This window comes from Luteimonas sp. 22616, assembly GCF_052044325.1.
GTDB lineage: Bacteria > Pseudomonadota > Gammaproteobacteria > Xanthomonadales > Xanthomonadaceae > Luteimonas.
Map to the genome: position 1 here is coordinate 1461444 of NZ_JBQEMW010000001.1, position 14950 is coordinate 1476393.

Below are 14950 nucleotides of genomic sequence, written 5' to 3' on the forward strand. Positions count from 1 at the left end.
AAATTAGGAACCGCATTCCAGAAGCCGCATAAACGATGGATACACTTGCAATCGGACATCCCCCGTCCAGCAAAACCCCGCCCTCTCCACAATCGCAGCGTCGCCGAATGCGGCCTGCAGGAGTCTTGTTCCCTAGATGATTACCCGTACTCGCAGGCGCGGCCTGCCCTTGCTCCTCCTGGCAACTCTTGCTCCCTCGCTCATGCTGGCCGCCGGAGCCAGCAATGCAGCCACCCTCTGCGACAACTTCTACTCTCCGGCATTCGAGCTCGCCCAAGGCAAGCTCAATCCCAAGATGGTTTCCCGTTCCAAGCCCGCGAAAGGCGTTCCGACCCGCGAGCCCAACTTCAACACCTGCCTGGTCAGGGCGACCGACCACCGGACCGAACCGTCCGATACCTTCGTGCGCAACGACTATTCGCGCAGGCAGGCATTCAACACCAGCAGCAGTTACTTCATCACCTATTCCAATGACGGTTCCTGGCATCTCTACAACGCCAATACGCTGAAGCACGTGCGCAGGCTCACCACCATGGCCGGTGATGCGGAGCCGCAGTGGCATCCGACCAATGCCAACATCCTCTACTACCTGCCCACGATGGGCGGCACCAAGCTGATGAAGGTGGACGTGCGCACCAATACGGCCAGCGTCGCCGCCGACTTCAAGGGCCGGCTGCCTTCGTGGGCCCGGACTGCCGCCCACATCCGCACCAACTCCGAAGGCTCGCCGTCCGCCAACGGACGCTACTGGGGTTTCCTGGTCTACGACGCGAGCTGGAACATGCTCGGCCATATGGTCTGGGACCTGCAGCAGAACAGACTGGTTGGCAGCCGCAAGACCTCCGCTTCGGCGGACAATGCCAGCATCTCCCCATCGGGGCGCTGGTTCGTTGTCTCCGGCGCCAATGGCGTCTGGGCGTGGTCGGCCGATTTCAGCAAGAAGAAGAAGATCGATGCCAGCATCGGCGCCCACTCGGACATCGCGATCGGGCCCAACGGCAACGACTATTACGTCACGGTCGACTACGAAAGCAGCAATGGAGATGTGTTCTTCGTCGACCTCGACAAGTGCCCCAGCGTGAGCGCGTCTTCGTCGTCGGCCCCCGAATGCCCGCGCACGGTGCTGTTCTCGATGTACCCCACCGGCGGCTGGGCGACGTTCCATTTCTCGGGCAAGGCGTACAAGAAGCCGGGCTGGGTGCTGGTCAGCAGCTACGACGCCGGCAGCAGGGACGGATCCAGCCCCTGGTTCAAGGACAAGGTCTTCGCGGTCCAGCTCAAGGCATCGCCGAAGATCTATCCGCTGGCCTACACCCGTCGGGTTCCGGTCACCAGCGGTGACACCACCGGCGCCGGCAATTATTGGTCCGAGCCACATGCCACGACGAATCGCGCGTTCACCCGGATCTCGTTCAATTCCAACTGGGGCAACAGCCGCGGCGTGGACATCGATGTCTACACGATCAAGCTGCCCCCCGATGTTCTGAAATGAATGCGAGCGCGGAAACGGCGGTGCCCAGCATCCCCCGGTCGCTTCCAGCGAAGAAGGGCACTGCCGCCGCGGCGCAAGTCAGTCGCGCCCGTTCACAGCCCCATCCTGCGACAAACGTCACGGGCTAGAAAAGCGTCACGCAGGTCCCTTGGATTATGCAACGACAAGGCCGGCGCATGCCGGCCTTGTCGTCCGTGCCCGACCGCAAAAACGATTTAGCGGCGCCCGCGAAGTGGGAGCAGCTGGCCAGGCGACGTAAGCGCAAGGCAGTCGCCTGGAAAGCAAGAACAATGCCAATAAAAGTCAACGTATTGCGTCATATTTCACGCCTAAATCGCGAGTTTTATTAACCTGTCGTAACCATTTCCGGCAACAAGTGCCCATTTTCTGAACACGCATCCCAGAAATCCAGAAAACGGCCTATACACTCCGAACCGGACAAACCCCCTCATTCACAAAATCAAGTGTCGCTGGATGCGGCCAACAGGAGCCTATCCGGATGATTTTATCTGCCTCAGGCAGGCGCGGCCTGCCCTTCTTCCTCTTATCCCTCTTATCGTTATTGGCCCCCACGCTGTTACTCATGCCCGGGGACAGCCAAGCCGCCACATGCGACGGCTTCTACTCTCCGGGCTTCACGCTCACCGAAGGCAAACTCAATCCCGCAACGCCTGCCCTGGCCAAGCCCGCAAAGGGCGTCCGGATCCAGGAACCCAACTTCAAGACCTGCCTGTTCAGGGCCACCGACCACCGGACCGAGCCCTCCAGCTACTACCTTCGCAACGACTACTCGCGCAGGCAGGCCTTCAACGCCAACAACACCTACTTCCTGGCGTACTCGAACGACGGGTCGTGGCGCCTGTACGACGCCAACACGCTCAAGCAGTTGCGGGTCCTGACCCCGGGCGGCGACGCCGAGCCGCAGTGGCATCCCACCGACCCCAATACGCTCTACTACCTGCCGACCACCGGCGGCACGAAGCTGCTGAAGCTGGACGTGCGCAACAACCAGTCCAGCACCGTGATCGATTTCGTCGGCAAGCTGCCGACGTGGGCGAACTCCGCGACGCACATCTGGACGCGCTCGGAGGGCGCGCCCTCGGCCAACGGTCGCTACTGGGGCTTCCTGGTCTACGACAACAGCTGGAACATGCTCGGCTACATCGTCTGGGACCTGCAGCAAAACAAGCTCGTGGGCAGCCGCCAGGCCTCCGGCAGCGTTGACAATGGCAGCGTGTCGGCCTCGGGCCGCTGGTTCGTCGTGTCCGCCGACAACGGCGTCTGGGCATGGTCCGCCGACTTCAGCAGGAAAATCCTGATCGACTCGATGGGCGGCGTCCACTCGGACCTCGGCCTGCTGGCCAACGGCAATGACTTCTTCGCCTCGGCCGACTACCAGAGCGACGGCGGCGACGTCTACTTCGTCAACCTGGACACCTGCCCCACCGTTCCGGCTTCGGCGACGTCGGCATCGCGCTGCCCGCGCACCGTGTTGTTCTCGATGTACCCGACCGGCGCCTGGGCCACCCTGCACTTCTCGGCCAAGGCATACGACAAGCCGGGCTGGTTGCTGCTCAGCACCTACGACAGCCAGAGCAACCGTGGTTCGGTGCCGTGGTTCGACAACAAGGTCATGGCAATCGAGGTCAAGGCTTCACCGAAGATCTATCCGCTGGCGTTCACACGCCGCGTAGCACCGGCAAGCGAGCAGGGCCAGACAGGCGCCGACGCCTACTGGACCGAACCTCACGGCACGGTCAACCGCGACTTCACGCGGGTGTCCTTCAACTCCAACTGGGGCAACAGCTCCGGTGCGGACATCGACATTTACACGATCCAGCTGCCTGCCTATGCGCTTGGCGGCGGTACCACGCCCCCGCCGCCGACTCGCGTGCCGAGCACCGGCGGCAACCTGCCGCCGGAGCAGAAGGGTGGCAGCTCGGTCGCAGCATCGAATCCCGCAGCCGCATTGCCCGCCAGTTCCGGCAGCACGGAAACGGTTTCGATCGGGTGCGTGCTATGCGCGCATCTCGACCAGGCCCGTTCGACGATGTCGGCGTTCGCCAGTTACATGTGGCGACACGCCAAGCCGCTGCTACGCTCGGCGGCCAACGTGCTGGATTTCGGATCCGACGCAGACGCCACGCCCGCTCGGGCAGTGCATGCGGCCCGCGCCACCGCCGCTACCGCATTGCGCCAGCCGGAACCGGCCAGTACTCCGGTCACGCTGGCCGCCCCGAAGGCAGACATGGAGACCACGACCACTGCGCCGACGACCCGCGAAACCCGCGCCAGGGCGCCCGCAGCAGCAGCGGCGGGCGCCTGCGATGCCTCGGACCGTGCCGTGGCTTCCACGCCGCGTGAGCCCGCGGACGACAAGTGCAGGGCAAGGATCGCCACGACGCCCTGAACCGGGCGCACGAAATGGCGCACGGAAGCGATCATCGAACCCACACGAAGCCGGCGCATGCCGGCTTCGTCGTTCATGCATGCTCCGACCGGCTGCGATCGCGGACATCGAGCACCTCGAGTCCATCGATCGCGCTGTAGGTGTGGCAGCCATCCATGCCGAGCCCCCAAGCTGCGAGCCGGCCGAGCGGCCGCTCTTCGTAGCGGGTCGGACTGAGCACCGTGACCTCCCGGAATGCGACTTCCGCGCCATAGCTGGGCCCGCAGTTCTGCGCGGGCCGGACCAGGCGGCCACGATGCTTGAACAGGCGCCCCGCCGGGCGCGCATGGCGCACGTCGCTGACGATCGGGTTGGCCGGATGCGGCAGGAAGGGGCTGGTGAGGCTGTCGGCCACGAACAGGAACAGTTCATCGCAGGTGCTGCCGCCGCTCTCGGACACATTGGCGAACAGGTACCAGCGCCCGTTGTGGCGGTACAGCGTCGGATCGACGCAGGCGCGTCCCTGGATCAGGTCGGTCACGCGCGTCCAGCGCAGCGGGAATGCTTCGGCGCGATACAGACTGGCACGCCGCGCCGCGCCGGATTCCACCGTCATGTACCACTCGCCCTGCCAGCGGAACGGCTGCGGGTACGACAGGTGGAAAGGTTCGTCGAGCACGACGCCCAGTCGCTCCACGGTGCCGTCATCCCGCACCTGCAGGCAGATGATGATGCCCTTGCCGCCCATGTCCTGCGGGAATTCCTCGACGAACAACAATCGTCGCCCGCCGTCCTCCACCAGGCACGGGTCGGCCCAGGCATAGCCGTGCGGCGGGCGCAGCGTGGTGTATGCGCCCATGACCGGGGCCGCCGGGTCCAACGGCGCAGCGGCCTTGCGCAACACGAGTCGCCAAGGCTCCCCCTGCCCCAGGCCACGCAGCCGGTCGAGGCGGCGACGGACGAAATGCATGCCGGCGATCACGAATGCGCGCAGCCCCGAGGCGAATGCGCGCGGTCGTGGCGTCAATCGCATGCGCGCGACCTGGCGCACCGGAGCGCCCAGTTCGCCGGCCGCCAGCCCGCGCAGCGAGCGCATCAGCAGTGCCGGCAGCTTGCGCATCGCCAGCTCGCGCTGTTCGACGAACGAGTGGTGCTGGGTCGAACCGCGGCTGGCCTCCAGTTTCTGCACCTGGCCGCCTGGATAGACCAGTTCCAGCGCGAACACGGTCGCGCCATCGCCCGCCAGCATCGGCGCGAGCAGGTCAAGCCCACCGTGGACGGCGTCCACGAGGCTGGCATCGAGTATCCAGCATCCCGATTCCGCGCAATCGGCAAGCACGTCGGCCCAGTCTTCCTGGCCGAGCAGCAGGATCACGTCCGGGCGCAGCGCCTGCACGCGCGCCCGCAATTCCTCCAGCGGCGCGCCGGGTTCAAGCATGGGCAACGGCAGCATCGGGCCGAAATCCTCGACCCTGGTTTCGTCGAGCGTGCCGGCGTCCTCGCGATGACGCCTGCGGATGCGTTCCAGGGCGAGGTGGACCTGCACGTCCACTGCAACGCTGGCGACCGAGGGTGACTTCGCATCCGCCACCGGGATCACGATCGGTTCGATCCATCGGCTCGACGCCGCGAGCTCGACGAACCGGAACAGCCATGCCGGTGCCGTCTGCGGCAGCAGGAGCACGACGCGCAGCGGAGAGAACCCCGCGGGCGGCGCCGCGTACAGCGGGGTCGCGGCGACACTCGGGGGCGCGGGTGTGTCCGTGGCGGAACGGCCCTTCATCGCGCGCTCCAGCCCGCCCGTTCCTGCGTGAGCATCCATTGCTCGATCGTGCCCAGCAGGCGGTCGCGGTGTTGCCGCGCGTAGAACGTATGGTCGCAGTCGGGCCAGTAATGCATCTCCACCACAGGGCTGCGCGCCACCCGCCCGAACATGGCCACGAACTGACGCGGATGCAGGAACAGGTCCGCGTAGCCGCCCGTGTAGATCCAGAGCGAACGGGCACCGCGCCGCACGAGCGCCGTGAACTGTCGCCGGGCTTCGGCGCGCCCGGGCCAACCGCGCTCGGCCGCGATGAAGGGCATTCTGCCGGCGCCCGCTGCCGCCGCCGTGGCATTCGCCGCGGTCCGGCCCAGCAGCCGGCGCGCGATCCCGAACCATGCCCCCGGGCCGCGCCTCAATGCACCGGCGATGCGGGCGAAGTGGAACCAGAAACCGGTGAAGCTGATGCCGTCCAGCATCAGCATGCCGACCACGCGCCGATCGCGTGTCGCCAGCGCCCAGCCCAGGTCGGCGGCGCTGCATACGCCACCGACCACGAAACGATCGACGCCATGGTGCGCGGCAAGGTGGTCCAGCGCGGCCAACGTCGCCTCCTGCGTGTCGCATCCTGGCAGCCGCGGCGCTTCCCCCACGCCCGGCGTGTCGAAGCGGAAGGTGCGGATGCCATGCGCGGCGAGCCGTTCGGCCAGCTCCACGTGCAGGCGAAACGGGCCTGCGCGCGGGATCAGGCCGGCGTTGGGCAGTACCAGGACCGGCGAGGTCGAGACTGGATCGCCGCTGAGGATGCCGACCAGGTGCTGGCCGGGACCGAAAGTCACCAGCTGGCTCACGATGCAGAAGCCTCCTGCACTTCGGGCCAGCCGGGTCGCACCTGCGACCTTGGATGTGTGCATGGCTGCGCCAGCGCCGTTGCGAGCGCGTCGACCACCTGTTGCAACCCCGGCGAGACGAACAGCGCCCCGTCCATGCGCGTGCTGTCGCCCATGCGGGCGGCATCGGCTGGAAGTTCGAACACCCGCTGCAGTTGGAGCGATGGCAGCTGCACCCCGGGGCGCAACACGCCCCAGGCGGGGGGACGATGGCGCCAGCCATCGGAGCGGGCCTGCACGCCAGCCAGGTCACGCCGTAGTTGCCGGGAAACCTCGAAACCCATCAGCTGCCGGTCGCTGCCCTCCATCGGCAGCCCGCCGCGCCGCGGGTAACGCGCGGTGGAACGCAGTTCCGCGGCATCGGCATCCACAAGCTCGCCTATCCAGCCCGCACCGTCGACCACGGGCTCCCAAAGCACCACCCGCTCGACCTCCCCACCCGAGGCCAGCCACGACGACAGCGCCAGCGCGCCGCCGCGGAACGCGAGCGCCGCGACCCCGGTGACACCGGTCGACGCGCGCAGCGCCGCCGCGGCAACGCCGATGTCTTCGCGCATCGAGGCCAGGTCCATGTGGTCGCCCCGGCCGTCGGAATCACCCGAGCCGAAGAAATCGAACCGCAGGCACGGAATGCCGGCGTCCGCGAGGCGAATCGCGACCTGCGTGAGCATGCGCCGGCTACGCAACTGTTCGTGCAGCAGCGGCGGCACCAGCAGCATGCCGCAACCAGGCGCAGGCGTGCGCGCCGGATGCAGGGCCGCATACAGGCGTCGCCCGTCGCCCCCGATCCAGTGCGGCAGCCAGTGTCCGGCGTCCGCCATCGCGGCTTATCCCGTTGTCGCCTGGCGACCGAACAGCCGCTTCATGCCGCGCAACAGCCCCGAGCCGGACGCAGTGCCGGCATCGTGCGTGGCGACCGCAGGTAGATCGGTGGCGATCTCGCCGACGCTCTGTGCCGCCAGCTGCATCAACTTGATCCGATAGCCGGTCTCGCGCGCGACGCGTTCGGACATCTGCACGGCGAGCATCGAGTTGCCGCCGATGTCGAAGAAGTTGTCCGCGGGCGCCACCTCGAAGCCCAGGACCTCGCACCAGACGCCGATCAGGTAGGTTTCGCGCGGGCCGAGCGTTGGCTGGCCATCGGCGGTGGGGTTTTGCATGCAGGGCTCCCTGTCGATGTGATCTTCATGCGGTGCGTTGTGCACCTGAGCATCCGCGAAGTACGAAGCCAGTGCGGCCACGGTGCTCTTCTGCAACAACGTCCGTAGCGGCAACGGGCGGCCAAGTTCGCGTTCCAGTTCTGCCGCAAGGCAGGCCCCCCGGGCCTCGCCGCGCAGGGCGAGGAAATCGTCGTCGATGGCAAGCCCCGGCAACGCCAGCACGCGCGCCACGACCTGCGCGATGCGGGCCTGCAGCGCGTCGCGCGGCGCGATGCGCCCGTTCGCACCCGGCGCATGGTCTGGCGCCGGCAGCGCGGCGCGGTCGACCTTGCCGTTCGGCGAGAGCGGAAGCGCGTCGATCACCACGACGTGCTGCGGCACCATGTAGGCGGGCAACCGCGCCTGCAGGTGGCGGCGCATCGCCTGCGGTGCTGGCGCATGGCCGGGCGCGGCGACGACGTAGGCCACCAGGCGCACGTCGCCCGGCCGGTCCTCGCGCACGGTGGCCACGCAGGCGGACACGCCATCGCATGCGGACAGCGTCGCCTCGATCTCGCCCAGTTCGATCCGGTAACCGCGCACCTTGACCTGCGAATCGAGGCGGCCGAAGTGCTCGAGGGTGCCGTCGCAGCGCCAGCGCCCGAGGTCGCCGGTGCGATACAACCGCGCCCCCGCCCGCGCGTCGAAGGGATCGGGCACGAAACGTTCTGCGGTGAGTTCGGGGCGGCGGTGGTAGCCCAGGGCGACGCCGTCGCCGCCGATCCACAGTTCGCCGGGCACGCCCAGCGGACACGGCTGCCCGTGGGCATCAAGCACCCACACGCTGGTGTTGTCGATCGGCATGCCGATGTTGATCGCGGCCACCGGTGTCGCGACGCGCGCGCAGGTCGACCAGACGGTGGTTTCGGTGGGCCCGTACATGTTCCAGGCCTCGTCGCAGCATCCAGCCAGGGCGACGGCAAGGTCGCGTGGCAGCGCCTCGCCACCCACCAGGGCCTTGAACCGTGGACCACCCCGCCAGCCTGTCGCCAGCAGCACGCGCCAGCCGGAAGGCGTGGCCTGCATGCAGGTGGCACCGCTGGTTTCGAGCAGCCGGCGCAGTTCGTAGCCATCGCGCTGCGCGTCGCGCGGCGCCACCACCACCTGTCCGCCCGCCACCAGCGGCAGAAACAGCTCCGGGATCGACATGTCGAAGGACGACACGGTTGCAGCGACCATGCGGTCGTCGGCGCCGAAACCCGGCACGCGCTGCATGCTGCGCAGCAGGTTCGACAGCGCCCGGTGCGGCACCACCACACCCTTGGGCTTGCCGGTGGACCCGGAGGTGTAGATCACGTACGCAGGGCTACCGTGGCTTGCGTCGCGCGGGCCTTCGGGCAGCGGCTCACAGCGTCTCCATGCCATCTCATCCATGTCCGTGTCGATCACCAGCATCGACGGATGGTCGAACGAGCCGGAGAGCTCCTTGCTGCACACCAGCAGCCGCAGCCCGGCGTCATCCACCATGAAATCCAGGCGCGTGCTCGGATAGTCCGGATCCAGCGGCACGAATGCCCCACCCGCCTTGAGGATGCCGAGCACCGCCGCGTACAGCATCGGGCCGCGCTCCAGGCAGACGCCGACGAAATCGCCGCGGCCGACGCCGCGATCGCGCAGCGCGTGCGCGATCGCATTCGCGCGCTGCTCCAGCGTTTCGTAGTTCAGGGCATCGCCTCCGGAAGAAACCGCGACACGCCCCGGCATCTCCGACGCGCGGGCCGCGATGGACGCGTGGACCAGCATGCCATCGCCATCACCGACGCGCGGCGATTGCAACGCGGCCAGTGCCTGCCGTTCGCGCGCGGACAGCCAGTCGAGCGCATCCCACGGTTGTCCGGCGTCCTCGACCGCACTGCGCAGCAAGGTCTCGAAGGCTTCAAGCCAGTGCTGGACCGTGGCGGCATCGAACAGCCGCGCATCGTAATCGCAGGCCAGGCGCAGCGCATCGTCGTCGCGCGGAATGATGCGCAGCCGCAGTTCCGGCATGGCGTCGGCGATGTCTCTCGCCGACCTCGCCGCGGCGGGCTGCCCGAAATCGAAAACGGCGCGAACCTCCGCTGCCACTCCGGTTTCATCACCGGCGACCGGAATGCCGGCCGCAGCACGGGAGCGCGCGCACGCAGCCGCGGCCTCGCGCAGTGCGCGCGCGGCGTCGGTCATGGCCATCGCAAAGCCGGCACCGGGCGCGGTGTCGAGGCGTATCGGCAAGACCGCGGATTGCCGCTGCCCGTCGTGGCGCAGCACGCTGCAGGCCACGCCAACCGACACGGCTTCCTGTCGCGAAAGACGCCGAAGCCATGCGGCGAAACCGGCGAACAGCACGGCAGACAGGTCGCAGCCCGCGTCGGCGCCCAGGCGTCCGAGTGCGGCGACGAACGACGCATCCAGCGCGCCTTCCACGCAGCCACCGACATATTCGCCCGCGCGCAACCGCGGCCGATCGCAGGGCAGATCCAGCAACGGCGCCGCTGCCGCGCCGGCATGCCCGTTCCACGCATCGATTCCCTTTGCCGGGAGATCCTCCAACCGCTTGGCACTGGCGAGACCCGGGACTGCTCCCATCACGCCGATTCCACCGTCGCAGCATCGGCGCCGCTGCCCGCCCGCTCCGCGGCAACCTGTGCGAGTGCGCCTACGGTGCTACGGGGTGCGGCCACGATTGCGCGCAGCAGCGCCATGTAGCACTCGCGCAGGCCCAGCACGGTGCCTTCCAGCAGGATGTCGGCGTTGTAGATCAGCCCGCCGGTCATGCCGCCGCCGTCTTCGACGAACCACAGGCCCAGGTCCTCGGTCGCGCCGGGCTGGAACACCTCGATGCGGCTGTGGTCGAGGTTGCCCCAGCGCACCACGCGCTGGCGGATGTCCTGGAACGAGAACAGCGCCTGGTACAGCATCGCGCCGCCGCCCTCGCTGCGCAGGCTCAGCTCACGGGTCAGGTCCTCGAGCCGGATGTCAGGCGCGGAGAAGCTGTCGAGCACCACGTCGCGCACCTTGCGCACCAGTTCAGCGAACGGCTGCGCCGGGTCGATCTCCATGCGCAGCGGCAGCAGGTTGGTGAAGTAGCCCATCAGCCCTTCGACTTCCGATGAGTTGCGCCCGCGCACCGGCGTGCCGATCACCATGTCGCGCTGGCCGGACGAGTGCGCGAGCAGCATCGCGTAGGCGCTGAGCAGGGTCACGAAGAGGGTGACGTCCATGCCGCGGCTGCAGGCGTGCAGCGCCGCGGTGAGTTCGCCGGGGACGACCACCTTGCACGACGCGCTGCTGCCGGACATGCCGCGCTTGCGCGGCTTGTCGGTGGGCAGCGCCTGCGGCCGGCCGCCCTGCGAGTTCGGCGCGCCCAGGCGCTCGCGCCAGGACGCCAGCTGCTTCGCGTACTCCGGACCCTTGACCCATTCGTTGTGCCAGGCCGCGTAGTCGCCGTAGGTCACCGGCAGTTCCGGCAACTGCGGCGCACGCCCTTCCAGCAGGGCGGCGTAGATCTCGGCGACGTCCGAATACAGCAGGTCGAACGACCAACCATCCCAGATGATGTGGTGCGGCATGAAGAACAGCGCGTGCTCGTCCTCGGCCAGCTTGAACAGCTGCGCACGGAACAGCGGCGCCTGCGACAGGTCTGCAAACGGGGTTTCCACCATTGCCTGCATGCGGCGCGCAACCTCCGCCTCGCGCTCTTCGGCCGGCAGCGCGCTCAGGTCCTGCACGTCCAGCAAGCCGGGATCGATGGCGTCGTGCACCACCTGGACGGACTCGCCGTTCTCGGTCCCGATCGTGGTGCGTAGCACGGTCTGGCGCTGGGCGACTTCGCGGAACGCGCGGTCCAGCAGGGCCACGTCCAGCGGCCCGCGCAGCCGATGCCCGGACGGCGTGTTGTACGACAGCATGCCGGGGTTGAATGCCTCCAGCATGCGCAGCCGCTCCTGCACCAGCGACAGCGGCGCGCGACTCTGGTCCTGGCGGCGCATGATCCGGGTGCGCGGCGTCGCAAGACCCGCACTTTCGTCGACCACCTCCGCCAGCCTGGCCACCGTCGGTCGGTCGAACACCGAGCGCAGCGACAGTGCCGCGCCCAGGTCGCGGTTCAGGCGCGTGGTCAGCTGCGCGGCCAGCAGCGAATGGCCGCCAAGCGCGAAGAAGTCGTCGTGCACGCCGATGTCCGGCACACCGAGCACCTGCGACATCGCCTCGGCGATCGCGCGTTCGGTCGCGTTGCGCGGCAGCACGATGTCGCCGGCGGCATGGAGGCCCGGGTCGGGCGCCGGCAGCGCCTTGCGCTCGACCTTGCCGTTGGGCGACAGCGGGATCGCGCCCATGGCGACGAAGTGCTGCGGCACCATGTACTCGGGCAGCATCGTCTTCAGGTGCGCGGACAGCGCAGCCGGATCGAGCTGCGCGCCGGGCCTGGCGACGACGTAGGCCACCAGTCGCACGTCACCCGGGCGATCTTCGCGGGCGATGACCACGGCTTGCGCCACCGACTCGTGGGCAACGAGGTTGTTCTCGATCTCGCCCAGTTCGATGCGGAAGCCGCGCAGTTTGACCTGGAAATCGTTGCGACCCAGGTACTCGATGGCGCCGTCTGCGTGCCAGCGCCCGAGGTCGCCGGTCTTGTACATGCGCGCACCGGCTTCGCGCACGAACGGGTCAGCCAGGAAACGTTCGGTGGTCAGTTCATCGCGGCCCAGGTAGCCGCGTCCGACCTGCACGCCGCCGATGAAGATCTCGCCCGACACGCCCACCGGCACCGGCTGGCCGAATCCGTCGAGGATGTAGATGCGGGTGTTGGCGACCGGGCGTCCGATCGGCACCGCGGCGCCTGTAACGCCGGCACTGCAGTCCCACGCGGTGACGTCCACCGCCGCTTCAGTCGGCCCGTAAAGATTGTGCAGCTCGACGCCGGGCAGCTTCTGCCGAAACGCCTCGACCAGCGACGCAGGCAATGCCTCGCCGCTGCAGATCACCCGCCGCACGCCGGCACAGGCGCGGCCGATGTCGGCGTGTTCGAGGAAGGCGTGCAGCATTGACGGCACGAAATGCAGGGTGGTCACGCCACGCGCCTGCACGATGTCTGCCAGGTACGCGGGATCCTTGTGCCCTTCCGCGCGCGCCATGACCAGCCGCGCGCCGGACAGCAGCGGCAGGAAGAATTCCCACACCGAGACGTCGAAGCTGAAAGGCGTCTTCTGCAGGACGATGTCGCCGGCACCGATGCCGTATTCGTCGCGCATCCACAGCAGGCGGTTGACGACGCCGCGATGCTCGTTCATCGCACCCTTGGGCATGCCGGTCGAGCCGGAGGTGTAGATCACGTAGGCGAGACGGGTTGCCGCCATGCCGCCCGAAGCGATGTCCGGGTTGGCCTCAGGTTGCCGCGCCCAGTCCGGCTCCGGTGCGTCCAGCACCAGCTGCGGCACCAACGGATCGATCGCGACCAGCATGCCCGCCAGCGCCTGCTGGGTCAGCAGCACTGACGGCCGGCTGTCCTTGAGCATGTAGGCGAGCCGGTCGGCCGGGTATTTCGGGTCCAGCGGCACGTAGGCCGCGCCGGCCTTCAGCACGGCCAGCAGGCCCACCACCATCTCCAGGCTGCGCTCGGCGCACACCGCGACGCGGTCGTCCGGCTTCACGCCCAGCCCGCGCAGGTGGTGCGCCAGCTGGTTGGCGGCGGCGTTGAGTTCATCGAAGCGCAGGCTCGCGCCTTCGTGCTCGACCGCGACCGCATCGGGCGTGCGCCGCACCTGTTCCTCGATCAGCTCGTGGAGGCAGCGGTCGCGCGGATAGTCGACCTGGGTGTCGTTGAATTTCTCCAGCACCAGCCGGCGCTCGGTCTCGGCCAGCAGCGGCACGCCCCCGAGGGCCTGGCCATCGTCCTCGACCATTGCCTCGAGCATGGTGCGCCAGTGGCCCAGCCAGTGGCGGATGGTGGAGGTGTCGAACAGGTCGCGGTTGTACTGGCATTCCAGCCGCAGCTGGCCCTGCACCTGCACCGCGTTGACGAACAGCTCGAAGTTCTCGAACGTGCGCGCGTTGCTGGCGAAGTCCATCTCCAGCCCCGGGAACGCGGCGTGCTCGTGGTCCAGCGCCTGGTCGATGTTGAACATCACGCTGATCAGCGGCAACCGCGACGGATCGCGCGCGACCTTGAGCTTGCGCAGCAAGGTCCCGAACGTATAACGCTGGTGGTCGAGCGCGTCGAGCAGGGTCGACTGCGCATCGTCGATGGCCGTGGCCACCGGTTGCGCGGGATCGAGGTCGAACAGCAGCGGCAGCGTGTTGACGCAGTGCCCGACCAGATGATCGTGGCCGTCGACCGACTGCCCGGCCGCGGGAATGCCGACCACCACCTGCGACTGGCTGGACAGTCGCGACAGCAGCGCGGCGAAGCTGGCCAGCAGCGTCGCGAACAGGCTCACGCCGCGACGCGCCCCCATCTTGCGGATCGCGGCGACCAGCTCGGCGTCGAGCACGTAGTCCTCGCGCGCGGACGCAAAGCTCCGGCGCGCCGGACGCGCGCGGTCCGGCGGCAGGTCGAGCACTGGCGTGCCGCTGGAAAAACGCGACAACCAATAGGCTTCGTCGGTCGCAAATCCCGCATCGGCGTGGCGCGTGGCCTCGGCCAGCGCGTAGTCGGCGAAGTCGTCCGCGGGCGGCAGCGTCGCCGGGGTGCCCAGCCTTTGCGCGTACAGGGCGGCGAGTTCGCGTGTCAGCACCCACCACGACCAGCCATCGCAGACGATGTGGTGCGCGGTCAGGACCAGCAGGTGGTCGTCGCCGCCCAGGCGCAGCAGTTCCGCGCGGAACAGGCGGTCGTGCTGCAGCGCGAACGGGGTCTCCACCGCCAGCCGCAGGCGTTCGGCGACGGCCGCATCGCGCGCCGTCTCGTCCAGCGCAGCGTAGTCGAACACCGGCAGTTCCAGCTGCACGCCGTCGAGCATGCACAGCGTGTCGCCCTCCGGGCCGAGGTTGGCGCGCAGCGCGGCGTGGCGATCGAGCAGGCCCTGCAGGGCGTCGCGCAGCGCGTCGGTGTCCAGCCGGCCCTTGAGCCGCATCGTCACCGATTCGTTGAATGCCAGCGAAGCATCGCGGCCGAGCTGGTCGGCCAGCCAGATCTCGCGCTGCGGCTCGGTGGTCGGCACCACGCGCGCGAGCGCGCCCTCGGCGAACGGGTCGTAATCGACTGCGGTTCCCGCTGCGGGGATTGGCTTGACTGCGGACATC

At 68.2% G+C, this 14950-nt stretch carries 7 protein-coding genes; 2 read left to right on the top strand and 5 right to left on the bottom strand.

Annotated elements, in window-relative coordinates:
• The first annotated feature begins 202 nt into the window (after positions 1 to 202).
• Together ACTJIL_RS06760 and ACTJIL_RS06765 are read left to right on the top strand one after the other, a co-directional pair.
• Complete coding sequence (locus ACTJIL_RS06760) at positions 203 to 1492, top strand: hypothetical protein (RefSeq protein ID WP_440754779.1); 1290 nt, start codon at positions 203 to 205, stop codon at positions 1490 to 1492.
• 583 nt (positions 1493 to 2075) lie between these two features.
• Positions 2076 to 3902, top strand: coding sequence for a hypothetical protein (locus ACTJIL_RS06765; protein ID WP_440754780.1), 1827 nt, complete (start codon positions 2076 to 2078; stop codon positions 3900 to 3902).
• Between the two features lie 73 nt (positions 3903 to 3975).
• Here the strand turns inward: ACTJIL_RS06765 and ACTJIL_RS06770 are convergent, their stop codons facing one another.
• The 5 genes from ACTJIL_RS06770 to ACTJIL_RS06790 form a co-directional block, all read right to left on the bottom strand.
• Entirely contained in the window at positions 3976 to 5664 is a 1689-nt protein-coding gene (locus tag ACTJIL_RS06770; protein ID WP_440754781.1) for a glucosamine inositolphosphorylceramide transferase family protein, read from the bottom strand.
• The gene (locus tag ACTJIL_RS06775; protein WP_440754782.1) at positions 5661 to 6494 is read right to left on the bottom strand and encodes an alpha/beta hydrolase family protein; all 834 of its coding nucleotides are present in this window, start codon (positions 6492 to 6494) and stop codon (positions 5661 to 5663) included. The genes ACTJIL_RS06770 and ACTJIL_RS06775 overlap by 4 nt, the downstream gene beginning before the upstream one ends.
• On the bottom strand, positions 6491 to 7354 hold the full coding sequence (locus ACTJIL_RS06780) for a hypothetical protein (RefSeq protein ID WP_440754783.1): 864 nt from the start codon (positions 7352 to 7354) through the stop codon (positions 6491 to 6493). Before ACTJIL_RS06780 ends, ACTJIL_RS06775 begins: the two co-directional genes overlap by 4 nt.
• Before the next feature lie 6 nt (positions 7355 to 7360).
• Positions 7361 to 10162: a non-ribosomal peptide synthetase gene (locus ACTJIL_RS06785; RefSeq protein ID WP_440754784.1), complete on the bottom strand. Its 2802-nt coding sequence runs from the start codon at positions 10160 to 10162 to the stop codon at positions 7361 to 7363.
• A 131-nt stretch (positions 10163 to 10293) separates the two neighbouring features.
• Entirely contained in the window at positions 10294 to 14949 is a 4656-nt protein-coding gene (locus tag ACTJIL_RS06790; protein WP_440754785.1) for an amino acid adenylation domain-containing protein, read from the bottom strand.
• Between the last annotated feature and the right edge of the window lies 1 nt (position 14950).